We start from the raw sequence: 25,112 nt of genomic DNA on the forward strand, positions 1-25,112 counted from the left end.
TCCTTTTTGAGATTTTAATAGTATTATTAAACTCCTATTGTATATCCATTGGGAAGCACAGCTCCTTTCTTCAAAACTACAATTCCATCTTTCACTGTATACAAAGGGGAATCCCCATCTTCTATGTGAGCGCCCCCAATGATCCGGACATCATCACCTATACGACAGTTCTTGTCTATGATAGCATTTTGGATCTGGCATCTTGAGCCAATGCCTAACTGTGGTATGCCATGTTGCAGGTCCAGGGCTATATCTTCCAAAGTTTCATAATAGTCACTACCCATAATATAAACATCTGTGAGGTTTGAGTCGTTGCCAATGCGAGATCTGATACCAATGACAGAATTCTCTATGTGGGCAGCATTAATTATACATCCATCAGCTATAATACTATGATCAAGCCTGGTGCCGCTAACCTTGGCTGGCGGTAGCATACGGGCGCGGGTATATATGGTCTTGTTATTATCAAACAAATTGAATTCAGGTATATCCTTGGTTAATCCAATATTGGCATGGAAAAAAGCAGGAATGTTTCCTATATCTTCCCAATATCCTTCATACTGATAGCTGGCTACTTTATACTTATTAATTGATTGTGGAATGATCTCCTTGCCAAAATCTGCAGCGTCTTTATTTTCATTTTGAAGCAGGTCAAATAACAAGTGACGGTTGAAGATGTATATACCCATTGAGGCGAGGTATACTTTTCCCTTTGCACGCATTTCATCACCTGTATCGCTGACCCAGTTTTCCAGGCCCGATTTAGGTTTTTCAGTAAAGGCAGTAATCATGCCTTCTTCTGTTTTCAGAATTCCAAATTCAGAAGCTTCCTTTTCAGTTACAGGAATAGTGGCAATAGTTATATCGGCCCCTTTTTCCTTATGGTTAAAAAGCATTTCCTGGAAGTCGATCTGGTATAACTGGTCACCTGAAAGGATTAAAATATATTCACTATCAAATGGTGCTATGTGCCGCAAGCCTTGCCTTACAGCGTCTGCTGTACCCTGGAACCAGGTTGGGTTATCAGGGGTTTGTTCAGCAGCAAGAATGTCTACAAAAGCAGAGCTAAATGCACTGAAGTGGTACGTATTCTTTATATGCCTGTTCAGTGAAGCGGAATTATACATTGTCAATACAAACATTCGTGTAATGCCAGAATTCAAACAATTTGAAATAGGAATGTCAACTAACCTGTATTTACCGGCTATAGGCACAGCTGGCTTTGACCGGCTTGCTGTTAATGGAAATAAACGGGTTCCGGCACCTCCTCCCAAAATAACAGATAACATTTGCTTGCTCATAGATCTTCTTTTTATATGTATAATTACGAACTACTTAAATCATAAAAATTGTTGGGGATAGTCATAGGAATAGCTTCATTCCATAGTATAAATTTAATTATAAACTGTTAGTACTTTACAAATGGAGTACCAGGTAAATTACAAAGATTGATACAACCTTAAATAATCTCCTGCAGAGGCATCCCAGGAATGATCAATGTTCATCATAAAACTTCGCATCCAGTTATAAAGGTCCTTTTTATTATAATATAGATCTATTGCTCTTCCTACTGAATAGGTTACATCATTCACATCAGCATTGTTGAAACGAATTCCAAATCCCTGCCAATCCCCAAAATCACGAACAGTATCTTTTAAACCACCAGTACTTCGAACCATTGGTACTGTACCATACCGCAAAGCGTACATTTGGTTTAATCCACAAGGTTCTACCCTGCTTGGCATTAATAAAAAATCTGCACCAGCATAAATCAAATGACTTAGGGCTTCATTGTATCCAATATATGTACCTACGAATCCACCCAATTGATTTTTCGTTTCTTCAAGCCTTGCTTCCACTACAGGATCTCCAGAACCAAGTATTAGAAAATTAACTGCACCATGATGCTGATAAATTGAATTGCGAATTGCATCAGGTAAAATATCAGCAGCTTTCTCCCCTACTAACCTGCCTATAAAGGCAATAAGTGGTTTATCTGCATCGAGGCCAAAACGTATGGCCAGTTCCCTCTTATTTTTTTTCTTTCCTTCTTTTACTTCCTGATCGTTAAAATTCCGGACAAGAAATTCATCTGTTGAGGGATCCCATACATCGGTATCTATACCATTTAATATACCAACACATTTACCCTGCTCATATTGCATCAGCATTTCCACACCATTGGCTGCATACTTCAACTCCTCCAAATAACTAGGACTGACTGTAGTAACCTTCCAGGCACATTTAACAGCGGAGGCGAAAGGATTGATTTTATTATCCCAGTCAAGAAATCCCCATTTATAGGTATCATAGCCAGGAAGCAGGTTAGACCTTTCCCAGCCAAACTGTCCCTGGTATTCACCATTATGGATTGTAAACACTGTGGGAACTGATTCAAGATTTTTAAACTGGTAAACATATTTAAAAAAGAAGGGGATGAACCCTGTATGATAGTCATGACAATGAACTATATCAGGTTTATGCTCCCATTTACTGATCCAGTCAGCTACAGATACCTGGAACGCTATAAATCTGTCAGTATCATCATCATACCCATATATTTTTTCCCGGTCAAGAAGACCGTAAATATCAACGAGATAGAGATCAAAGCCGAGTTTATTGGTCTTCTCCTTAATAATGGCATAATTGAATTGATGTGTCCCTATCTGCTGTCTACCTTCATGTACCAGGTCCCATTCATTATTTACGAGGAATTTTGTGCGATACATGGGCATTACTACTTTAGCAAGGTGCCCTGCTTTGGATTGATATTTTGGTAAAGCCCCAACTACATCCCCTAATCCGCCTGCCTTTGCAACAGGATAACATTCTGCTGATACATGAATTATTTCCATATTTCTAATACATCCTGATTGAAGGTATATAAAATCTTTTTCAAGATATTCACCCAACTCAATTTTTCTATCAGTTAAACTTATTATTTTCAAGCCTTCTAAAAACCAAAATCAGTATGGCTACATCGATGGGACCGAACAGGAATGTTTCAAAAGTGTCACAAGGACAAGGCATTCCCACTAATTATGGTGCTTTAAGCACACTCGTGACCGTTTTCTTTTTCTGGGGTTTTATCGCCGCAGGGAATAGCGTCTTTATTCCTTTCTGTAAGCACTACTTCCAGCTTGATCAATTTCAAAGCCAGTTAGTAGACTTTGCCTTTTATACAGCTTACTATATAGGTGCATTGGTTTTGTTTGCCTATGGCGCTTTTGGAGGTAATGACCTGGTGGCTAAATGGGGATTTAAAAAAAGTATTGTATATGGGTTATTATTTTCCGCATTGGGCGCAGTGGCTATGATCATTGCCGTAAATGCAAATGCATTTGCAGGTATGCTTTTTGGACTATTTGTGGTAGCACTGGGTTTCTCACTACAACAAACAGCGGCCCAACCATTTGCCATTGCCCTGGGGGATCCTTCTACAGGTACCAGCCGTGTAAACCTGGGAGGTGGTGTAAACTCCTTTGGTACAATGATAGGACCATTGGTTGTTGCATTTGCCCTGTTTGGTACAACTGCAGCATTAACTGATGAAAAGATCCAATCATTAAGTCTTAGTAAAGTGATCATACTTTATGCAGGTGTTGGCGCTTTGTTCATAGCAGCGGCTGCATTATTCTTTTTCTCCAAAAAAGTTCCTTCAGGGATTTCCACAGAAAAAACCGAGAAGGCAAATAAAGCCTTGTACTCACTGCTGATCATGACTGGTTTGCTGATCATAATGTTCGTTCCGGTATTCCACAGTTATCAGACGGATCCTGCTACCTTAAGTGATGCTGAAAAGCATGGATTGGAAACCTACAGAATGAAGTGGCTTTTTGGAGCCTTAGCGGTAGTAGTTTTTGGACTGTTGATCTCAAATTGGAGAGCTACAAAGAATCCTGAGGGTTGGGGTGCTATGAAGTATCCCCAGTTGGTGTTGGGAATGCTAGGCATATTTGTATATGTAGGCGTAGAGGTTTCTATTGTAAGTAACATGGGTGAGTTATTAAAACAACCTGACTTTGGAAGCTATTCTTCCTCCCAGGTAGCTCCATTCGTATCTATGTATTGGGGAAGCCTTATGATTGGCCGGTGGACAGGTGCTATATCTGCTTTTGACCTAAAACGTTCCACCAGGCAATTAATGATGTTGTTGGTTCCATTGATTGCTTTTGGAATAGTCATCGGAGTAATTGCCATTTCTCAATATGATGTAAAGCCTTTGCTTTACTATATAGTATGTGTATTAATTCAAATGGCAGCATTTTACGTTAGTAAGGACAAGCCTGCCCGTACATTGCTCATTTTTGCAAGTCTTGGACTTCTAGCTATGATCATTGGTTTATTAACTAAAGGCAACCTCGCTATTTATGCATTTCTTAGTGGGGGCTTGTTTTGCTCCATTATGTGGCCTTCCATATTCAACCTATCAATTTTAGGTTTGGGAAAATACCAGACCCAGGGATCAGCCTTTCTAATCATGATGATTCTTGGAGGAGGTATCATTCCACCTATCCAGGGAAAACTGGCAGATTATATTCAAACAAAAACAGATGTTATTGGTTATGGTATTCACCAGTCGTACTGGATTCCTGTAATTTGTTTTGCTTACCTTGCATTCTTTGCATTCATAGTGCGGGGCATATTAAAACGCCAGGGTATAGACTATGAAGGCACAGCCAATGAAGACCTGCAACCATTAGAAACCTCTCCGGAAGGTGCTTTAGATGTAACCGATAAAAAACTATAAAAAGGATGATTGATTTATCAAATGAGTTTGCTATAGGTATAGATATTGGTGGAACCAATACAAAATATGGAATTGTAAATCATAGAGGTGATATCGTAGAAAAAGGTGAACTGCGAACTGATGCTTTTCCTGAAATTGATGATTATATAAACGCCCTTTATGAAACCTTATCTCCTATTCTGAAAGTTCATGCAGATGAAGGGAAGATGAAAGGTATTGGAATAGGAGCTCCAAATGGAAATTTCTATACAGGGACTATCGATTATGCACCCAATTTACACTGGAAAGGGGTCATTCCTTTGACAAAATTAGTTACAGCTAAATTTGGCTTACCCTGCTCTTTAACCAATGATGCTAATGCAGCTGCCGTTGGAGAAATGAACTATGGTGCTGCACGGGGCATGCGTGATTTTATCATGATCACGCTTGGAACCGGCGTAGGTAGCGGAATTGTAGCTAATGGTCAATTAATATATGGACATGATGGTTTTGCCGGGGAATTAGGCCATACTATTATCCGCCATGGAGGCAGGAAGCATTGGTCTACCAAACTTGATGGTTCGCTGGAAGCTTATTGTTCTGCAACTGGAATAGCTATTACAGCTCGCGAATTATTAGAAAAAAATAGTAATAGCCTGCTGGCCAAATACAGACCTGAAGAAATAGATTCTAAACTTGTTTGTGATTGTGCTTTAAAGGGAGATGAGACAGCTTTGGAGGTATACCGGTTTACTGGTCAAATACTGGGTGAATCATTGGCCAACTTTATTATGTTCTCTTCTCCTGAAGCTATAGTACTGTTTGGTGGAGTTATAAAAGCAGGTGACCTTATTATGAATCCTACAAGGGAGCATATGGAGAAAAACCTTCTTCCCATATTCCAGAATAAAGTAAAACTTGTTTTTAGCGAATTGCAGGAAGCTGATGCAGCAATACTTGGAGCCAGTGCCCTTGTTTGGGAAATGAGGGAATGAAAAGTTTAAATGAATAATCTTACTATAAAAATCCCCCTGACATTGCCGCCAGGGGGATTTTTTATTTTAACCTGTAAGTCTATAATTTTATGACTGTATTTTAGCCTTCTCTCCTGCCCAGGCATTTTTACCAAATCCTGGAATAACATGTTTTTCACTATGGTAGGATGATCTGACCAAAGGTCCACTTTCAACATAATCCAATCCCATTTGGTACCCAACTTCCCTATATTCAGCAAATTCATCTGGATGTACGAATCGGTTAACTGGTAAGTGTTTTTTAGTAGGTTGTAAATATTGTCCTATGGTAACAACATCACAACCCGCATTTGCCAGGTCTTGTAAAGTTTGAAACACTTCTTCTTTTTTCTCTCCCAGTCCAAGCATAATACCGCTTTTAGTTCGCATGCCTCCTTCTTTGAGAATTCTTATTACTTCCATGCTTCTCCAGTATTTAGCCTGGATACGTACCTGCCGGCTCAATCGTTCAACCGTTTCAATGTTATGAGATACAACCTCCGGACCAGCATCAATGATCCGTTGAATATTTTCTTTTTCTCCTTTAAAGTCAGGAATTAAAGTCTCAAGAGTCGTTTCGGGATTTAATGTTTTTACTGCATGAATGGTATTGTACCATATTATGGAGCCGCCATCCTTTAATTCATCCCTGTCTACAGAAGTAATTACGGCATGCTTAATCTTCATTAAATTTATAGCTTCAGCTACTCGCTGTGGCTCATCCCAGTCTACCGATGATGGTCTGCCAGTGGCTACCGCACAAAAGCCACAGCTGCGGGTGCAGATATTGCCAAGGATCATAAATGTCGCTGTTCCTGCGCCCCAACACTCTCCCATATTAGGACAGTTACCGCTTTCGCAAATTGTATGAAGTTTATGGGTATCTACAAGATTACGAACGTTTTTATAACTTTCTCCAATAGGAAGCTTTACGCGAAGCCAATCGGGTTTAGTTCTTTTTGGAAGGTCGGATTGAGGAGCTATGGGAAGTTCGATCATTTCAAATCAATTCAGAGTTAACACAAGGGCCTGGCCCATAAAAGGGCAAATTTCCTAATAATTTGTGGAAAATAATCTTAAATATCTCTGAAGGCCTTTATAGTTACTTCCTGCGTCCGAAAACAAAGGCTATATGACCCTGGTAGAAGAAACGCTGGGCACCCGCCGCTTTACCATCAAGTGTCACAGGTGCCATAATAGATATCTTGTCAGCATAAGCATTCAGGCTCATACCTATTTCTATTGCACTAACCGACTCATTGAAGCGCCCGAAATCAAATCGCAAAGCAGTCTTTATATATGCCCCGGGCTTTAATTTCAACTCTCCCCACCCCTTAGTAAAACCTGCGCCAGAATTTTGATTGTTGTAAGTGAGAAATACCAGGCTATCCTCTGGACTGTATTTTATGGTTTCATCAGAGCCACTGGTGTTAGTAGTAATATAATAAGGTTTCAATAAACCAAGGGAAAGTCCACCCTGTGCCAAACCTATAACAGCTACCCCATTTTTATTGCCCTTTTGTCCAAAAATGTATTGTTTACCAAGTCCCAGGTTAAGCTGGTAAAAATTGTTGATCTTACCATAAATAAAAGGGTTGGAAAAAAAATTACCCCCTGTTTTTTCCTCTTTTGGGTGTTTAATTTCAGTAAGTTCTATACTATAAGTACTGGTAACACGTGGAGTTTTCCTTCGACCAACTTCAAAGAAAATTCCATAACCATTTGTGCGAAGCTGGATTCCAAATCCATTCTGCTTTACATAGTTAAGGTTCCCTTCCTCCTCCTGCTTCATTAAAGTATTTGTACGTTGGCGTTTTTCATCTTTAGTGGATTGATCATTATTTTCCCGGCTAGTTGAGTCCTGTGCCAAAACTGTAACACCACTTGTCAATAGAACTATAAATAGAAGTACTTTTTTCACTGAGATAAAATATGTTAAGTTGTACAACGTAAATTTAGGCAAAAAAGTATGACGTCAACTGTTGTTTATACAGGCGAATTAAGAACTACATGTACTCACTTGCGTTCAGGTTCTAATTTTGAAACAGATGCCCCGGTGGATAACCAGGGAAAAGGTGAACGCTTCTCACCAACAGATCTTATGGCAACCTCTTTGGGTACTTGTATGATAACAGTTATGGGTATCAAAGCAAGATCAATGGGCTTTGACCTGGATAAAGTTACAGTGGAAGTGGAAAAGGTAATGAAGCCTGACCCCAGAAGAGTTGCTGCTATTAACCTGTTATTTCATTTCCCGGAAAATTTGAAAGAAGTAGATGATAAAACTAAAATGATACTAAAGAACACAGGCATAAATTGCCCGGTGCAAAAAAGCATTCACCCAGACCTTGAAGTGAATATTAATTGGGGGTCGTGGAGTTAAGATTCGTTCATAATGGAACTATCAACATGGGAAAGAAATTGATTTCTTAAAAAGTATTTTTACCAGGTAGAAAAACAGAGGGTTTTATTTAGATTTCACAAAACCCTCTGTTAGCTTTGTTCAAATTACTCCTATGAAATTCCAGTTAATCATCTTTTGTCTTATTGCTATTTTATTAGTGTCTTGTGCCCGTTCTGTAACTCCCTCAGAGGCTGCTAGTGGCCGTTACAAAAAATGTCGCGGGGTAATGTAATCAGCTTTTAAGGATGGCATTCCCTATAGAACATTTTAAACAATGCCTTGGATCGCAGTATTGAGTTTTTAATTCAATGTATGCCTGCGATTCATAAGCTGTTTGATTGGGGAGCCCCAGGGCAGTAAATCCTTTAGTGATATTGTTTTCTTCTGCTGGTGTATGCTCCAACCAGTCTAATGCTTTTAGCTTATATTGTTCTTCCCTGTGGTGAAGCCCATATGCAAAGACCACAGGCACAATTGTGTTAATTACAATGTTATCAACCATTGTTTTCCCGATAACTTTTCTTTTATAGGTTGATGGTTCGTCAAACCTGTAATGGTAATGCCAATAATCATTTGCGGTAATCTCGAACAAACCATTTATATCTTTTACATTTTTCTTTTCAAGAATTGTAGAAAACAAATGAACTGAGTTATGTATCAACATGGCTAGCTGGGCCAGGCGCACAGTTGGGAAATTGCCAGGTCGCATCCTATGAAAATATACCGGCACCTGTATTGGTTTCAAAGCATACTTCTTTTGCAGAAACTTATATTCCCTTTGCAATAGCAGGGGATAATCTTCGGTAAAACTTTCATTTAATAAACCTGCCTGTCCCATCAAAAGTGCTTCAACCTGGTGTATCTGGCTCTTATGGCGTGCCAGTATCCTTAATGGTATGGAACGGGCCATGGCTTCGAATGCTTCCATATTCACTTTTAACCCAAAATTCCGGGCTAACATCCACCAAAAGATCTCTTCCCAATGATCTGTATTCCCTAATAAAAAATCAAATACGATGGCTGATTTTCTTGTTAGTCTTTCTGCCAGTAATCGTTCCTTCCAGGAAGCCCAGGTAATATCTTTGATAGCGCCAATCTTGTTATAACAGGCAATGAACGCTTTTGTATCCATCAGTGTGGCATAACGTTCGATCATTAAATGGGGAATCCTTGATTGCAATTCAAGAATAGGTAATGGAAACTTCAGGTCTTCCTCCTTGTCATTTTCAAAAACAACATGAAGAATCACATTATTGTAGTTGGCATCGTCCTGGTGGCCATGTTCGATCCATTGCGACGTACGTAAATGAATCTCCACAGAGCCAACCATTAAAGTTCCACCGATTCTTACCTGTGCTTCTAAAAAATCAGGACCCTGGTTGTTATTGAGGCTGCCAGGGTATACTATTTCAATGGGTTCTCCGTGGGCAGACGTAAGATCTGCCTTATTGTAATATTGGAATTGCCAGAGATATTGCAGCAATTTTTCATTCAACCGTTCAATACTTTTATAGGCAAGGGGAGCCTGGATATATTTATCCATTTAAAAGATTTAAGCATTGCTAACTTAAATAATATTTAAAAGAATAACAATATAACTTACCTGCTTATTTCATTTTTTCAAGGGCTTGGACTACCCTGCTTACAGGTAAACCCATAACGTTATAAAAATCTCCTCTAATGGTCTTTATCCCCACGACACCGATCCATTCCTGGATTGCATAGGCCCCGGCTTTATCATAAGGCTTGTACTTATCCACGTAAAACTCAATTTGCGATTGTGTTAAATAATGAAATTCGACATCTGTAAGGTCTGAAAAGGAAACTTCAGTTGATTTATTCCATATTGTAACCCCGGTGATCACCTGGTGATGACTACCACTAAGTTTACTTAAGATCTTTACAGCGTCTTGCCTGTCTTTAGGTTTCCCTATGATCTCATTATTTAATACCACAATTGTATCTGCTGCAATAATTATTTTGTCTGGCGCCTTGTATTTAACAGCCGCAGCTTTTTGAGTTGCAATATAAATGGCAACATTGCCGGGATCCAGGTTGTCGGGATAAGTTTCATCAGTGGGCTCAACTATAATTTCAAAATCAACCTCCGCCCACTCCAGTAATTGTTTTCTTCTTGGTGATTGAGATGCCAGGACAATATTAGCCATGATTAAAAATAAATACGGAAAAAGATCATTGAAAGAATACCGGTAAACATGATCAATTTAGTAAGCCTGCTTAAATAACTGAAATCGGGTAAGCTGGAGGCTTTAATAAGTTTGGAAGTGGTAAAGAATAAAGGTAAAACCACAAGTAATATACTATACAATACAGCTATCCACCATCCGAATTGCAAAATATACAATTGTAGTATAAGCAATGCTGCCGTTAGAACTACCATCCATACAAGAGTATATATTTTAGTGGTTTTTAACCCAAAAACTATAGGAAGCGTTTTGCACCCATACCTGGCATCTCCATCGATGTCCTCCATATCTTTTATTGCCTCCCTTACCAATGAAATTACAAAGGCAAAACCTCCATAAAGAAATGCGATCCGGAAAAACTTTACTGATGCCGGATCGGCAACGAAAGCATGTTGGGGATTAGTGAAAGCAAAAAATACAATGAGTACTGTCCATGCAGTCAAAAGGGAAATAACAAGGTTACCGATTAATACCTGTCGTTTAAAAGAAGTTGAATAAAACCAAAGTAGTAAAACCACGATTATATTAGCCAGCACCAGGTACCATTTATGTAATCCCACGGCGGCAAGGGTTGCTCCAATTCCTATCAGGCTAAAAATAAAATGCCAGATTATGGCCCAGCGCCTGTTAACAGACCTTACAAAAACATTTCTTTCAGGCTTGTTAACCTGGTCTATATTGAGGTCGAAATAGTCATTGATGATATATCCAGCAGCAGCAATAAAAATTGAAGCTATGATGAGCCAAACCAGCTTTACGTATTCATTCAAGCCAAATAAAGGAATGTAAACACAATAATAAAAAAGCAACTGTGTCAATATAATAAAGACAAGGTTAGGCCAGCGTATCAATTTTAAAAAAGCAGCTATCATCCAGATTATCTTGAGGAAATATTTGGGTAATACTTCCAATGGTTATTTAATTTTAAAACCTTCTCTATAACATCCCTTACGCAACCGTAACCTCCATTTATAGGTGAGATATATTTACTTACCTGCTTCACCTCCACTGCGGCATCGGCAGGGCAACAGGAAAGACCGACCTTTTGCAATACCTCAACATCAGGGAGGTCGTCCCCCATATACAGAATCTTATCCCATTGCAAACCGTTTTGTTCAATAAATAATTCCAGGAAATATAATTTGTCAGAAACTCCTAAATGGATCTCATCAATTCCCAGGTATCGAAACCTGTTAATCACTGGCGTAGATGCTGCACCAGAAATTATCACTACTTTATAACCATTTTTTATCGCCATCTGAAGGCCAAGGCCATCCTTTATATTCATTTGTCTGGCTTGTAATCCATTCTCCAACAGAAGTACACTACCATCTGTAAGTACTCCGTCAACATCAAAAACAAATGTATTAATGTTATGAAAATGAGACAGTACATTATCATCGGAAGCAGTAAGATTGCCAGGTACATTGCCTTTATCTGAAGTGTTTGGCATAATAGAAAAATGAAAGATATAAATAATACTTATAAACCTCTGAATAGAATATGGGAGTTACAGGTACTGATAGTTTTAACCAGACAACACCTGACTAAGACACCTTTTCAAAATAAATGCTTTGACTTAATAAAACATACAATTTTTTCATTTCCGGGTAAGCATCAAGCATCTTCAGGTGTTCTTCCATTGTAGCATGGTCATTCCTGACTGCAGGACCTGTTTGTGAAATTCCCGGGCTGACAAACTCCACCCTTCCAGCCGTTTCTTTTATCAATGGCATTAGAAGTTTGAATTCAATTCCTTCCTTATTACAATAGTTCTCTGCCAGCGTATATAAATGATTGACAAAATTGTTGCAAAACACGGCTGCAAGATGAATTTTCTTTCGTTGTTCATCATCAGCTATAGTCACACTATCACTGATGGTCATGGCTAACATTTTCAATTGACCAAGAGTAGTTGGATCGCTTGCATCAATGATCATAGGTATATCCGGCAATGCCTGGATCTCCTTTCTAAGGCTTTGAAGAGGGTAAAATACCCCATAATGCTCAGAAGATTTGTCAAGAATAAATTTTGAAACCGAAGCAGCAGTATGTACTATGATCTTTCCGGGAAAGTGAAGCTCCCTGACAATTTCACCAATAGCTATATCCGAAACAGCAAGTAAATAAATGTCAGCCTCCTTATTGACTACATTCCAATAGTTAGTAGATTCAGTTGCCAGTTCGTATGCCAACTCACTGGCATCTTTTGAATTTCGGCCGTAAACCTGGACTATGCAGTGTCCTGCAGCTTTTAATTTACGACCCAATACAGAAGCTGTATTCCCTGTGCCGATAATTACAATATTCATTTTCAATTCAAAACTTAATTTCCGAAGTTATTGCAAAGGAAAAACTTCTCATCAGTTTGATCAAATTACCAAATCCCTGGTTCATTATGTGCATTTGTCTTTTAATTTCGATCTTCGAAGTTTAAACCTTTTCCTTATAATGGCATTACAGAAACGTTACCTTATTAAGTATGTCAGAACAAAATTTGCTCTTCTTTCCGCAGTTTCAAGGAGAAAGGCAGCTAAGGCAGCCTTTCATCTTTTTTGTACACCCCAGCATAAAAATACCAAACCCCTTCCTGCTTCATTTGAAAAGTCTGAAAAACTTGAATTTAGACTGGAAAATGATATAATAAGGGGATACCGATGGAATCATCCCGCTTCAAAAAAAATATTGATCCTTCATGGATTTGAATCCAGTGTCGTCAATTTTGATAGGTATGTTACCCCTCTAATTAAAAAGGGATATGAAGTTTTAGCTTTTGACGCACCTGCACATGGAAAAAGTACAGGTAAAGAGGTCAATGTACTGATGTATAAAAACATGATACAGAAAATTTATGCTGACTATGGCCCTATAGATGCATTCCTGTCACATTCTTTCGGCGGACTGGCCGTTAGCTTATTTCTTGAAAACCTTCCTCATAATGAAAATATAAAGGTTGTTCTCATTGCTCCTGCCATGGAAACAAAAACAGCAGCAGATCATTTTTTTAAATTATTAAATCTGGATGAAGGTGTAAGAAAAGAATTTGATAATTATCTCACAGGTCTTGGTGGAAATGGTCCTGAATGGTATTCCATATTAAGAGCTTCTCAGCATATCAAATCGCAGGTATTGTTTTTGCAGGATAAGCATGATGAAATGACTCCAATGTCTGATGTTAAACCTTTAATGGATAAAAACTATCCGAATTTCCAATTTATCATTTCCGAGGGTTTGGGACATAGAAGAATTTACAGGGATAATAATTCAGTGAAGGCTATATTAGAGTTCTTATAAAAATTTTTTAAGCTCCCGGATTAATCATTAAAGGAAAGCTGAATGCATTCAAACTATACTTACCTGGCTTTAGGAGATTCTTATACAATTGCAGAGGGATTACCTCTTCATGAAAGTTATCCTTATCAAACAGTTTACCAATTACGCCAATTAGGCTTCAATTTTTGCGCCCCAGAAATAATTGCCAAAACCGGCTGGACGACAGACGAGTTGGAGGAAGGTATTAAAAAATGTCAGTTATTACCCCGTTATGATTATGTCACTTTATTAATTGGCGTAAATAATCAGTATAGGGGACGTGATGTGATGTTATATAAAATGGAATTGGAAGAATTATTAAAAAAGTCTATTGCTTTTTCTAATGGAAAGCCAGCTCATGTATTAATGATTTCCATTCCAGATTATAGTATTATGCCTTTTTCAAAAGAAATGAACAAAGAAAAGATCGCAAAGGAAATAGATGTGTTCAATAATATTGGAAAAGCATTGTCTGTACAATACAAAACAGGATTTATAGATATTACCAATGAATCCAGAAAAGCAGGCGAAGATGATTCTCTTATGGCTAATGATGGACTTCACCTGTCGGCCAAGGAATATAAAATCTGGGCGGGTTTAATTAGCAAAAATATAGCTCTACAATTGAAATAACCGGCACCGCTTTTAACCCTTTAAAGGCGGTTTTTCTATAATTAATGTTCTTTGCATTATACTTGCATGTTCGCAACCCCCAAACTTTGGGATTAAAATTGAACAGAAATACGCTCATATGGCGAAGAATTTGTTGATAGTTGAGTCTCCTGCAAAAGCTAAGACGATTGAAAAGATTTTGGGTAGCAACTTCGAGGTCAAGAGTTGCTATGGTCACATCCGTGACCTTGAAAAAGATGATATGGGTATAGATGTGAAAAACAACTTTCGCCCCAGGTATATAGTTCCTGAAGAGAAAAGAAAAGTGGTTAACGATCTGAAACAACTTGCGAAGAAAAGTGGCGAAGTGTGGCTGGCAACGGATGAGGACCGTGAAGGGGAAGCAATTAGCTGGCATTTATGCGAAGTATTGGGCCTTAATCCCGCAACTACAAAACGCATCGTTTTCCATGAGATAACGAAACCAGCCATTCAAAAGGCAGTTGGAAATCCAAGAACCGTGGATATGAATTTGGTGAATGCCCAACAAGCAAGAAGGGTACTGGATAGAATAGTAGGTTTTGAACTAAGCCCCGTGCTTTGGCGCAAGATCAGCATGAAAAATAATCTTAGTGCAGGCAGGGTTCAAAGTGTAGCAGTAAGATTAATAGCTGAGAGGGAGAGAGAAATAAATGCTTTTACGCCTCAAAGCAGCTTTAAGGTGGAAGCAACCTTCACTGCGCTGGATATTACAGGTAAACAAGTATCATTTAAAGCAGAAGGCACCAGGTTTTCAAAAGCAGCAGATGCCGAACAATTCCTGAAATCTTGCCTTAAGGCGAACTATAAAGTGAATGACATCCAGGTAAAACCAACCCGTCGCTCACCAGCAGCTCCATTTACCACATCTACCTTACAGCAGGAGGCCAGCCGGAAATTAGGTTATGGGGTTAGCCGTACTATGTTACTTGCCCAAAAGCTTTATGAGAGCGGCCAGATAACTTATATGCGTACTGACTCAGTTAACCTGAGTGAAACGGCCATGGAGGATATTGAGAAGACAATTACATCATCTTATGGTTCTAAATATCATAAAGCCCGCCGGTATAAGAATAAAAATGAATCTGCCCAGGAAGCACACGAAGCCATTAGGCCTACTTATATGTCAAATACTTCTGTAAGCGATGCCGAAACCAGGCGCTTATATGAATTGATATGGAAAAGGACCATGGCAAGCCAGATGGCTGATGCAGAATTGGAAAAAACAATAGCTAAGATCGGCATATCTACCAATAAAGCCGAATTAACCGCACAGGGTGAAGTATTAAAATTTGATGGTTTTATAAAAGTTTACCGGGAAGATCTTGATGACGAAGATCTTGATGGCGATGAAGCCGGCCAGGAAGGCATGTTACCACCCTTAAAAGTGGGACAGGAATTAAGCTTTAAAGAAATGAAGGCCATTGAACGCTTTACCAGGGCTTTGCCTCGTTACACGGAAGCTTCCCTGGTTAAGAAACTTGAAGAACTGGGCATTGGCCGACCTTCTACATATGCTCCTACCATTTCTACTATTCAGAAAAGAGGATATGTTGAAAAGAGAGACAAGGAAGGAATACAAAGATCATACAGTGTTTTTACTTTAAATAATGACACTATTACCAAAAAAACGGAAACAGAAAACACAGGGGCAGAAAAAGCAAAGCTGTTTCCAACAGATCTTGGTTTAGTTGTTACAGACTTTTTAAAGCAGTACTTTGATGATATCATGGATTATAGTTTTACTGCACGAATCGAAGAAGAATTTGATCATGTGGCACAAGGGAAGGTTGTGTGGAGTAAAATGATCAATGACTTTTACAATCCATTCAAAAAGGATGTAGAAAATACAATAGAAACGGCGGAACGCATCAGAGGTGAAAGAGAGTTGGGAATTGAACCTGGCACTGGTAAACCAGTAGTTGCCAGAATGGGACGTTATGGACCAATGGTGCAGATAGGCGTAAGTGAAAGCGAAGAGAAACCTCGTTTCGCAAAGTTGAAACAGGGTCAGAGCATTGAAACGATCTCACTTGAAGATGCCATGGACCTTTTCCGATTGCCTTTGACACTTGGCGAATATGAAGGTCAGGAAGTGTCAGTTAACACAGGAAGATTTGGTCCTTATATTAAATATGGAGAACAGTTTATTTCACTTCCAAAAGGCCTGGAACCTTTAGATGTGGACCTGGAAAAAGCTAAAGAACTCATAGGCGATAAGCAGGTGGCAGACGCTCCTATAGGACAATTTGAAGGCCTGCCGGTTACGAAGGGTAAAGGGCGGTTCGGTCCTTTTATAAAATGGAATAATCTTTTCATAAATGTTCCAAGGGCATACAATTTTGATTCATTATCACAAAAAGACCTTGATGAATTAATCCAAAAAAAGGTAGAGAAAGAAGCAAATCGATTTATTCAACAATGGCCCTCTGAAAAAATTTCAATTGAAAACGGTCGCTGGGGTCCTTTTATAAGGTTTGGTAAAAAAATGCTGAAACTGGGTAAGGCTACTAATGGTGAAAAATTATCAGCAGAAGAGTTGTCTACTATTTCTTTAGAAGACGTAAAGAAAATGATAGAACTCCAGGTGCCAGGTGCGTTTACTAAAAAAGCAGCTGCTAAGAAAACAGCGAGTAAAAAAGCAGCTCCTAAAAAATCGCCAGGTAAAAAAACAGCCACCAAAAAAAGTCCCAAAAAATAAACAGTATATAATTACGATATAGTGAAGAATGGAACCAACAAAAGAAATATCAGCTTTATTGAACCTGATCGATGACCCGGACGAGGAAGTTTTTGGTGCAGTATCAAATAGGATTGTTGGTTTTGGCAGAACAATAATTCCGAATCTGGAAAACCTCTGGGAACTTACTCCAGATCAACAAATCCAGGAAAGGATCGAATTGATTATCCATCGCTTGCATTATACCGATCTCGTTGAGGATTTCAGGCAGTGGAACCTTGCGGGCCATCATGACCTGTTAGTAGGTTCACTGCTCGTCGCAAAGTTTCAATTTCCAGAATTAATTACCAGCCCTGTGCTGCTTGAAGTGGAAAAGATAAGACGGAATATTTGGCTGGAATTGAACAATTACCTTACTCCCCTGGAGCAAGTTCGAATTATAACAGGCATTCTCTACAGCTATCATAGCTTAAAAGGAACTGAAATAGCTTATTCTGATATCAACGAATTCCTGCTTAACAAAATACTTGAATCAAAAAAAGGTAACCAGTTAAGTAATGGCATCCTATACTTAATCCTTTGCGACCTGTTAGATATACCTGTTAAAGCTATTGGTGTTCCACGTCAGTTTGTATTGGCTTATTTCAAACAAGGCTACAACAATGAGTTATCCAGTAATCAACTGGACAAAGTAGAGTTCTTCATAGATCCCACAAGTGGAATGGTTTTTACCCATAAGGACATTGAAAATTATTTTAAAAGGATTTCCGTGCCGCTTGTTGATTCCTATTTCAAGCCTTTAAACAACAAAATGGTTATTCAACATTTACTTGAGGAAGCCTCGAAATGCTTTGACAATGAAAAAGAATATTACAAGAAAGAAGAAATGCAAGTTATTGTCAAATTACTCGATGAATAATCTATGAATTCAATTACCTGGGAGGATTTTGAAAAAATAGACATAAGAACTGGAACCATCATCCATGCCGAGTCTTTTCCAAAAGCAAAAAAACCGGCTTACCAATTGACCATTGATTTCGGTCCATTGGGAACCAGGCAGTCTTCTGCACAAATAACCCAACTTTATACTATAGATGAACTTAAAGGCCAACAAGTAATTGCTGTATTAAACTTTCCACCTAAACAAATAGCAAATTTTACAAGCGAATGCCTTGTCCTCGGCATTTATAACGAAAATAATGAAGTGGTTCTGCTTCAGCCACATTGTAAAGTCTCTAATGGCTTAAAGATCGGCTAATGGAATTGTTTACTTCCTTTTTTAATTCACCATTGGGCTGCATTAAGCTTGAATGTTCATCCGAACATTTGCTTTCCGTTTCTTTCATAAAGGTTGATGAAAACTCACCTATTAATCTTCACCCTATCCTGCAAGAAACCACTTTGCAATTGAAAGCTTTTTTTGAAGGAAAACTCAGAACCTTTACTATTCCAATGAATCAGAATGGTACTGAATTTCAGAAAAAGGTTTGGAATCTACTTTATAACATACCATATGGGAAAACAATCAGCTATAATGAATTGGCTAAACAATATGGTGATATCAAAGCAATAAGGGCTGTAGCTGCTGCCAATGGAAGGAACAATATAGCGATCATCATACCCTGCCACCGTGTAATTGGTAGCGACAGGTCACTTACGGGTTATGCTGGTGGTTTATGGAGAAAAAAATGGTTGCTTGATCATGAAGCAAAATTTTATTCCGGTGTTCAGCAATTATTTTAAATGAAAATGCTATTATGAATTATTCATAATAGCATTCCCCGGGTTGCCTAACTGTTCTATCTAAGTTCTTCGCTGGTAAACGCCAACGGCAATAGCCTGCTGGCACTATCAATTACATAAACAGGGCCAGTCATACCACCTAAAATGAGTTGAACAGGATGATCTACCCTGCTTTCGAATTCCTGCAATGACTGCCGACAAATGCCGCAGGGAGAAATTGGATGATCGCTCTTTTGATGTTCACTCTTATAGCTGATGGCAATGGTTTCAATCGGTATCTTGGGAAAGACAGATGAAATAGATGCCAGTAAAACCCTTTCTGCACAAAGCCCGACTGGGAAAGAAGCATTTTCCTGGTTACTTCCTGCAATGATCTCCCCATTGGCCATCTTTGCAACAGCTCCTACCTGGAATTTTGAATAAGGTGCATAAGCCTGCTCCGTCACCTCTCTTGCTTCATTCAATAACCATTGTTGTTCATCGGGTAATTCTTCAATGCTCTCGTAAACCGTGTAATTAAACTCAAATTTTTTTTCCTTCATACTATTCAATTAGAGACAAAAATGCCCTTCAGTTTTCCTGAAAGGCAATTAAAGGTAGTTTATTTTACTGTCTTGAACAACCTGCTCCAGCGAGGACCTCCGTCCCAGCTAAACCAGATCAGCCAGGCCTTGCCCACAACACGGTCCTCAGGAACAAATCCCCAATACCTTGAATCCTGTGAACCCTGACGGTTATCTCCCATCATCCAGTAATAATTCATTTTAAATGTATAAGAAGTAACTTCCTTTCCATTGAGTAAAAACTTACCGTCCTTCATTTCAAAATCATTATGCTCATAAACCCGTATGGCACGTTCGTACAAACTATAATTATCATTAGTTAGCTGAAGATTAGCGCCTTTTTTAGGAATCCATATCGGCCCGTAATTGTCTCTGGTCCAGTTGTGCCTGATATCATAAGGAAAAACAGCGCCCCCTCCTGCCTGAAAGTTTACTGTAGGCACAACCTGCCTGGCTACTCCACTTTTTATAAGATCGTTCTTTGCTTTTTCTGTCAGGGTCATATAATAAACATTTGGCTGATCCCCTTGCATGAACTCACCTTTTTCTATGTCCGCATTATATTGCTCCTTCATAGTCTCCGCATCAAGGGTTTGTCCATTGGTGATCACTGTATAATTGATCATAGACATGGGTGGATTAGGTTCTTCTTTTCCGTTGGTATATACAACATTATTCTTTACTTCTATTAAATCACCTGACACGCCAACGCATCTTTTGATGTAATTGTCTGTTTTATCAGGAGGATGTACTGCTATCGGGTATTGATCCTGGTTTGATAAAATAAAGTTTCTACCTGCAGCTGGATTACCATTGAACTCCTGGCTGCGTATTACATCATAATAAGGCCTTGCAGATTGAAAATCCGGCAAGTTGATAACTGTATCTCCAGCAGGGAAATTAAACACTACCACGTCACCTCTTTGTACAGGTGAAGGCCACCAGCGTATGTAGGGAAGCTCAATTAATTCACTGTATGATTTACGGCTGGTTCCCGGGATATAGTTGTGAACAAATGGAATAGATAAAGGTGTGTTTGGTATTCTTGGACCATAGCTGAATTTACTTACAAATAGAAAATCATTGATCAACAATGTCTTTTCCATAGATCCCGAAGGAATAGTATATGCCTCAAAGATAAAAGTCCGGATAAGTGTAGCCGCTACAATAGCAAAAATAGCTGCATCCACCCATTCCCTCCATCCTGGCTTAACATATCTCTTAGCACCTTCCGGACCTATATAATGAACTTTGTCATTATAACCCAGGTAAGGAAAATAAAATGGAGCAAATAATGCTGCAAGTGCATGCTCCCAAAATCCAAACCTGCCAAACAGTTTTACAAACTCAATGTATATGCCTGGTGTAATAAACCACCCCACTACTGGAATGAATTGCCAGAATACCCAATGTTTTGGCCTCCGGGCCAGATCCTGCATGACCCAGGTATTATAAAAGGGAATATATGCCTTCCAGGAGGCTACACCTGCCTTTCGAAACATACCAGCAGCTCCGAATGAGGGTAGAAATACTAGAAGTACAGAAATTAAATAAACAATAAAAAGATGATAAGCAGGCATTCTCTTACTTTTAAGCCAAACAAATGTATTATTTAAAAAATGTTGCGGCTGACAATGTAAGCAAAGTTTTTGCTAAAGTGTGTGATTGGCAATTCAGTTTTTATTCATATGCAGGAATTTACCATTAGAGATATAGAAAATTTAACCGGAATTAAAGCTCATACTTTACGTATATGGGAGCAACGTTATGATCTATTTACACCAAAACGGAAAGAAAGCCAGCACAGGATTTATGACAATGAGGATTTAAAGTATTTGCTACGTATATCTTTTTTATACCATAGTGGTATGAAAGTTTCAAAGATTGCCACCTTTTCGCCAGACCAGATATCACACCTGGTGAACCAGGCTACAGTTGGACAAATGAATTACCAGGTATTTATCAATCAATTGATTGAAGCTGCTATAGACTTTAATGAAAAAAGATTTGTTGAGGTGTTGAACCAGGTAACCGAAAAGATCGGGTTTGAAAAATGTGTAGTTGATCTTTGTTATCCTTTTCTTGTAAAAATTGGTTTATTATGGTGTACAAATAATGTAATCCCGGCACAGGAGCATTTTACAAGTTATATCATACAGAATAAAATCATTGTAGAAACAGAAAAACTAGAAATAAGTAACACATTACCTTCTATTGTATTAATGAGTCCTAAGGAAGAATTTCATGAACTTCCTTTATTATTTATAAACTACCTTCTCAAAAAGTCAGGGTGTGCCACTATTTATCTTGGTCCAAACATTCAAATAATTGATGCGGCTGAGGTCGTAAACCGAATAGGAATACATTATGTATATATTCATACGCTAACTAACTTCACCGGTCTTGACATTAATGATTATTTGGAATCGGTATGTACAACATTTAGTGATAAAAAGATAGTTGCTTCCGGTGAGGCCATCCAAAAGGTTCAAAGATCTTTTGTAAACCTTACCTTATTAAAAACAGAAGAACAAATCTATGATTTCATCAAAAAGGCCAAATGATATCCAAAAAATCGTACCTGTTATACTTAATTATTGAATGGAATTAGTTCATATTATTTTGGAAGAACATAATTTCTTACATCCTCCTTTGTTATACTTTTTCCAGAAAGAATAACAAGCCTTTCAACTACATTACGCAATTCCCGGATATTGCCTGTCCAATTATATTCCTGAAGCAATTTCATAGCTTCATCAGACATCATTTTCCTTGAAACCCCGTAATCATCGCAGATATCGTCAAGGAATGTCTCAATAAGTAATGGAATATCATCCCTTCGTTCGTTGAGTGAAGGAACATGTATGACAATTACACTTAAACGATGGTAAAGATCCAAACGAAAATGCTTAGCCTCCACTTCTTTCAACAGGTCCTTATTTGTTGCAGCCACAACACGCACATCTACTGTAATATCTTTATCAGCACCCACCCTTGTGATCTTTCCTTCCTGTAAAGCCCTAAGCACCTTTGCCTGGGCACTCAGGCTCATATCACCTATTTCATCCAGGAATAATGTTCCTCCATTAGCTTGTTCAAATTTTCCTATTCTTTGCTTGATAGCTGAAGTAAATGAACCTTTCTCATGACCAAACAATTCGCTCTCAATCAGCTCGCTTGGTATGGCAGCACAGTTCACTTCAACCAGGGCATTGCCAGCCCTGTTGCTTTTTTCATGCAGCCAACGGGCAACTAACTCCTTTCCTACACCATTCTCACCTGTGATCAAAACCCTTGCTTCTGTTGGAGCGACCTTTTCAATAGTATCCTTGATTTTTTTGATGGGTTCAGATTCACCGATCATTTCCTGGACCTTGAAAGCTTTGCGCTTAAGGGTTTTCGTTTCATTGACCAGTGTATTGCGCTCCATGGCATTACGGATGGTAATAAGCAACCTGTTAAGATCCGGTGGCTTTTGAATAAAATCATAAGCACCCTTTTTTACGGCCTCTACTGCTGTTTCAATATTGCCATGACCAGAGATCATAATAATGGGAACATCTGCATTGATCTCAACTGCCTTCTGCAAAAAGTCAATTCCATCAATCTTTGGCATTTTAATATCACATAGCACTGCATCAAATGCCTTTTCTTTGAACTTCTTCAACCCTTCTTCACCATCAGCAGCTTCTTCAATCTTATAACCCTCAAATGAAAGTATTTCTGTAAGCGTCTTCCGGATTGCTTTTTCATCATCAATAATGAGAATCGTGGCCATAGATTTTATTAAGTTGGCAAAGTAAATGAAATCAGGACAATAATGGGGAGAGTGACAAGAGGAAAAGAAAAAGGCCGGATAGAAATCCAGCCTCGTGTAAAATCCAATATCCTATGAAAAACCGAGACAAAGATGTGGGGTAAAAATGATATTTCAAAACTTATTTTAAAATATTTATTTTTAAATAAAGCACATGAAAATGAATTAGTTACAGAGTTTATGCCTAAAACGAGCTTAAACTCTGCAACAGTTCGGTATAGAAATTTGCCTGTTGGGTTCTTATTTTTTTAAATACATCACTTCCTTTACCAGTTTCACAGTGCGGGGCACATCCGGTAAAGCAGCTGCAACCAGGTTAGGTGCATAGTGTAAAGGTGCGTCAGCGGCAGTGATCCTGCGAATGGGTGCATCCAGATAGTCAAACCCTTCTTTTTGTATACGGTAGGTAATTTCGGAAGAAATAGAAGCAAATGGCCATTGTTCTTCAACAATAACCAACCTGTTGGTTTTCTTTACGCTTTCCAATATGGTCATCCAGTCAAGGGGACGAATGGTACGAAGGTCAATAACTTCAGCGCTGATACCTTCTTTTTCCAATTCAGCAGCCGCACCCAGGGCTACCTTCATCATTTTATTGAAAGAAACAATAGTTACATCATTGCCTTGCTTTTTCACATCGGCTTTACCTAATGGAATATAATATTCTTCTTCAGGTATCTCACTTTTCTCACCATACATCACTTCGCTTTCCATAAATATTACTGGATCTTCTTCATAACGTATGGCTTGTTTTAATAAACCTTTTCCATCATAACCATTACTTACCGAAACCACTTTCAAACCCGGTATGTTGGCATATAGTGATTCAAAAGCAGTGGAGTGTTGGGCACCCAACTGGCCTGCAGAGCCATTAGGTCCTCTGAATACTATTGGGCAGGTAATTTGCCCTCCGCTCATTGCCAGCATTTTAGAGGCTGTATTAAGGATCTGATCAAGAGCTAGTACTGCAAAGTTCCAGGTCATGAATTCAACTATGGGACGAAGACCATTTTGAGCAGCACCTACTCCTACAGCTGTAAAACCCAGTTCTGCTATTGGAGTATCCAATACGCGCCTAGGACCGAATTCTGCAAGCATACCCTGGCTTACCTTATAGGCTCCATTGTATTCTGCTACTTCTTCACCCATTAAAAACACCCTGTCATCCCTGCGCATTTCTTCACTCATAGCTTCACGAAGGGCTTCACGAAAAGGAATTTGTCTCATTGTAGAATAAATTAATTAAAAGCGGGGCAAAATTAGCAGAGTGAATGGACAAAACCTAAAATGAATGAAACATAGTATTTTGAGTACCTAAGGTGAGTTTAACATCAACAACATTGGTTCTGTTTTAAGCTTGCATCTCTCCCATTATTCCCTGCATCGCTTTCCAATAGAATACATAGCAGTATCGGCTTTTATATATTTCAGGTCGGAAGGGTCTGGATAACGTTTTTTGACCTGCTGCAACATACAATCACAATAACTCCTTGCTTTCAAACTATCCATATCATTAAAAGCGCCTTTCAAACATCCTCCTGTAAACTGTTGTTCATCAACTTTTGTCCAACTCCTTGAACAGGAGCATAGAATTATTCCTGACATTAGTATGCTTATAAGCCTCATTTTAACTTATTGAGATAAAAAGTAAACATAATTATTTCTCTTTTTAAGCTGGCGAACAATTTGCAATGTAACAATATGGATTCCACACAGATCATTGGTTTAGCAGCAGGCATTCTGACCGCATGCTCCTTACTTCCACAGGTAATCAAAACATTTAAGGAAAAGAAAGCCGAAGATGTTTCACTGCTTATGTTACTGGTATTGCTGGCCGGTTTAATTCTATGGATCGTTTATGGCATAAAAAGAGAGGACCTGCCCATTATAGCCACTAATTGCTTTTCAGTTTTAGTCAATGTTACCATGGTGATCTTAAGAATTAAGTATAAACAATCTTAATTAAAGGGTATTCAATTATAAATTTCCATAT

25 protein-coding genes are annotated in these 25,112 nt (G+C 38.6%); 11 read left to right on the forward strand and 14 right to left on the reverse strand.

Annotation, left to right across the window (positions count from 1 at the left end; genetic code table 11):
* Positions 1-26: 26 nt before the first annotated feature.
* Positions 27-1,301 (reverse strand): glucose-1-phosphate adenylyltransferase, encoded by a 1,275-nt coding sequence (locus BUA53_RS06800; protein ID WP_072834599.1) that lies wholly within the window; start codon positions 1,299-1,301, stop codon positions 27-29.
* A 138-nt stretch (positions 1,302-1,439) separates the two neighbouring features.
* Positions 1,440-2,855: a glycogen synthase gene (locus tag BUA53_RS06805; protein ID WP_072834600.1), complete on the reverse strand. Its 1,416-nt coding sequence runs from the start codon at positions 2,853-2,855 to the stop codon at positions 1,440-1,442.
* Between the two features lie 116 nt (positions 2,856-2,971).
* Here BUA53_RS06805 and BUA53_RS06810 point away from each other — a divergent pair, with 116 nt between their 5' ends.
* Together BUA53_RS06810 and BUA53_RS06815 are read left to right on the forward strand one after the other, a co-directional pair.
* Positions 2,972-4,750, forward strand: a complete 1,779-nt coding sequence (locus tag BUA53_RS06810; protein ID WP_217652946.1) for an MFS transporter — start codon at positions 2,972-2,974, stop codon at positions 4,748-4,750.
* A 5-nt stretch (positions 4,751-4,755) separates the two neighbouring features.
* Positions 4,756-5,724, forward strand: a complete 969-nt coding sequence (locus BUA53_RS06815; RefSeq protein ID WP_072834601.1) for an ROK family protein — start codon at positions 4,756-4,758, stop codon at positions 5,722-5,724.
* 87 nt (positions 5,725-5,811) lie between these two features.
* On the opposite strand, the gene lipA is transcribed toward BUA53_RS06815, so the two are convergent.
* Positions 5,812-6,741: a lipoyl synthase gene (gene lipA, locus BUA53_RS06820; protein WP_072834602.1), complete on the reverse strand. Its 930-nt coding sequence runs from the start codon at positions 6,739-6,741 to the stop codon at positions 5,812-5,814.
* Positions 6,742-6,844: 103 nt separating this feature from the next.
* Positions 6,845-7,663, reverse strand: a complete 819-nt coding sequence (locus BUA53_RS06825; RefSeq protein ID WP_139256356.1) for a hypothetical protein — start codon at positions 7,661-7,663, stop codon at positions 6,845-6,847.
* Between the two features lie 48 nt (positions 7,664-7,711).
* Between BUA53_RS06825 and BUA53_RS06830 the strand changes: the two genes are divergently transcribed.
* A complete protein-coding gene (locus tag BUA53_RS06830; protein WP_072834604.1) occupies positions 7,712-8,125 on the forward strand; it encodes an OsmC family protein in 414 nt (137 codons plus the stop codon).
* A 253-nt stretch (positions 8,126-8,378) separates the two neighbouring features.
* On the opposite strand, the gene BUA53_RS06835 is transcribed toward BUA53_RS06830, so the two are convergent.
* The 5 genes from BUA53_RS06835 to BUA53_RS06855 form a co-directional block, all read right to left on the reverse strand.
* The gene (locus BUA53_RS06835) at positions 8,379-9,689 is read right to left on the reverse strand and encodes a DUF2851 family protein (RefSeq protein ID WP_245793033.1); all 1,311 of its coding nucleotides are present in this window, start codon (positions 9,687-9,689) and stop codon (positions 8,379-8,381) included.
* 64 nt (positions 9,690-9,753) lie between these two features.
* Positions 9,754-10,314, reverse strand: coding sequence for a Maf family protein (locus BUA53_RS06840; protein ID WP_072834605.1), 561 nt, complete (start codon positions 10,312-10,314; stop codon positions 9,754-9,756).
* Positions 10,315-10,316: 2 nt separating this feature from the next.
* On the reverse strand, positions 10,317-11,264 hold the full coding sequence (locus BUA53_RS06845) for a geranylgeranylglycerol-phosphate geranylgeranyltransferase (protein ID WP_245793035.1): 948 nt from the start codon (positions 11,262-11,264) through the stop codon (positions 10,317-10,319).
* A complete protein-coding gene (locus tag BUA53_RS06850) occupies positions 11,231-11,806 on the reverse strand; it encodes a KdsC family phosphatase (RefSeq protein WP_072834606.1) in 576 nt (191 codons plus the stop codon). The genes BUA53_RS06845 and BUA53_RS06850 overlap by 34 nt, the downstream gene beginning before the upstream one ends.
* Positions 11,807-11,900: 94 nt before the next feature.
* A complete protein-coding gene (locus BUA53_RS06855) occupies positions 11,901-12,665 on the reverse strand; it encodes a Rossmann-like and DUF2520 domain-containing protein (RefSeq protein ID WP_072834607.1) in 765 nt (254 codons plus the stop codon).
* Positions 12,666-12,804: 139 nt separating this feature from the next.
* On the opposite strand from BUA53_RS06855, the gene BUA53_RS06860 reads away from it, so the two are divergent.
* The 6 genes from BUA53_RS06860 to BUA53_RS06885 all read left to right on the forward strand — a co-directional run bounded on the left by BUA53_RS06860 (position 12,805) and on the right by BUA53_RS06885 (position 18,739).
* Entirely contained in the window at positions 12,805-13,647 is an 843-nt protein-coding gene (locus tag BUA53_RS06860) for an alpha/beta hydrolase (RefSeq protein WP_072834608.1), read from the forward strand.
* Positions 13,648-13,689: 42 nt separating this feature from the next.
* Positions 13,690-14,298 (forward strand): SGNH/GDSL hydrolase family protein, encoded by a 609-nt coding sequence (locus BUA53_RS06865; protein WP_072834609.1) that lies wholly within the window; start codon positions 13,690-13,692, stop codon positions 14,296-14,298.
* 118 nt (positions 14,299-14,416) lie between these two features.
* Positions 14,417-17,017, forward strand: a complete 2,601-nt coding sequence (gene topA / locus BUA53_RS06870) for a type I DNA topoisomerase (RefSeq protein WP_072834610.1) — start codon at positions 14,417-14,419, stop codon at positions 17,015-17,017.
* 28 nt (positions 17,018-17,045) lie between these two features.
* Entirely contained in the window at positions 17,046-17,915 is an 870-nt protein-coding gene (locus tag BUA53_RS06875; protein ID WP_072834611.1) for a transglutaminase family protein, read from the forward strand.
* Between the two features lie 3 nt (positions 17,916-17,918).
* On the forward strand, positions 17,919-18,254 hold the full coding sequence (locus BUA53_RS06880) for a tRNA-binding protein (protein ID WP_072834612.1): 336 nt from the start codon (positions 17,919-17,921) through the stop codon (positions 18,252-18,254).
* Complete coding sequence (locus BUA53_RS06885) at positions 18,254-18,739, forward strand: methylated-DNA--[protein]-cysteine S-methyltransferase (protein WP_072834613.1); 486 nt, start codon at positions 18,254-18,256, stop codon at positions 18,737-18,739. Before BUA53_RS06880 ends, BUA53_RS06885 begins: the two co-directional genes overlap by 1 nt.
* A gap of 56 nt (positions 18,740-18,795) precedes the next feature.
* Here BUA53_RS06885 and BUA53_RS06890 read toward each other — a convergent pair whose 3' ends face one another.
* Both BUA53_RS06890 and BUA53_RS06895 read right to left on the reverse strand, forming a co-directional pair.
* A complete protein-coding gene (locus BUA53_RS06890; RefSeq protein ID WP_072834614.1) occupies positions 18,796-19,281 on the reverse strand; it encodes a cytidine deaminase in 486 nt (161 codons plus the stop codon).
* 59 nt (positions 19,282-19,340) lie between these two features.
* Entirely contained in the window at positions 19,341-20,804 is a 1,464-nt protein-coding gene (locus tag BUA53_RS06895; RefSeq protein WP_245793037.1) for a S26 family signal peptidase, read from the reverse strand.
* 159 nt (positions 20,805-20,963) lie between these two features.
* Here BUA53_RS06895 and BUA53_RS06900 point away from each other — a divergent pair, with 159 nt between their 5' ends.
* The gene (locus BUA53_RS06900; RefSeq protein WP_139256357.1) at positions 20,964-21,866 is read left to right on the forward strand and encodes a MerR family transcriptional regulator; all 903 of its coding nucleotides are present in this window, start codon (positions 20,964-20,966) and stop codon (positions 21,864-21,866) included.
* A gap of 53 nt (positions 21,867-21,919) precedes the next feature.
* Here BUA53_RS06900 and BUA53_RS06905 read toward each other — a convergent pair whose 3' ends face one another.
* The 3 genes from BUA53_RS06905 to BUA53_RS06915 form a co-directional block, all read right to left on the reverse strand.
* Positions 21,920-23,080 (reverse strand): sigma-54-dependent transcriptional regulator, encoded by a 1,161-nt coding sequence (locus BUA53_RS06905; protein ID WP_072834617.1) that lies wholly within the window; start codon positions 23,078-23,080, stop codon positions 21,920-21,922.
* Positions 23,081-23,359: 279 nt separating this feature from the next.
* Positions 23,360-24,346: a pyruvate dehydrogenase complex E1 component subunit beta gene (locus BUA53_RS06910; protein ID WP_072834618.1), complete on the reverse strand. Its 987-nt coding sequence runs from the start codon at positions 24,344-24,346 to the stop codon at positions 23,360-23,362.
* Between the two features lie 144 nt (positions 24,347-24,490).
* Entirely contained in the window at positions 24,491-24,724 is a 234-nt protein-coding gene (locus BUA53_RS06915; protein WP_072834619.1) for a hypothetical protein, read from the reverse strand.
* A gap of 96 nt (positions 24,725-24,820) precedes the next feature.
* On the opposite strand from BUA53_RS06915, the gene BUA53_RS06920 reads away from it, so the two are divergent.
* Positions 24,821-25,081 carry a SemiSWEET family sugar transporter gene (locus BUA53_RS06920; protein ID WP_072834620.1) on the forward strand — a complete coding sequence of 87 codons (261 nt, stop codon included), beginning with the start codon at positions 24,821-24,823 and terminating at the stop codon, positions 25,079-25,081.
* Positions 25,082-25,112: the final 31 nt, after the last annotated feature.

The sequence above is a fragment of the Flavisolibacter ginsengisoli DSM 18119 genome (assembly GCF_900129295.1).
Taxonomy (GTDB): Bacteria; Bacteroidota; Bacteroidia; order Chitinophagales; family Chitinophagaceae; genus Flavisolibacter; species Flavisolibacter ginsengisoli.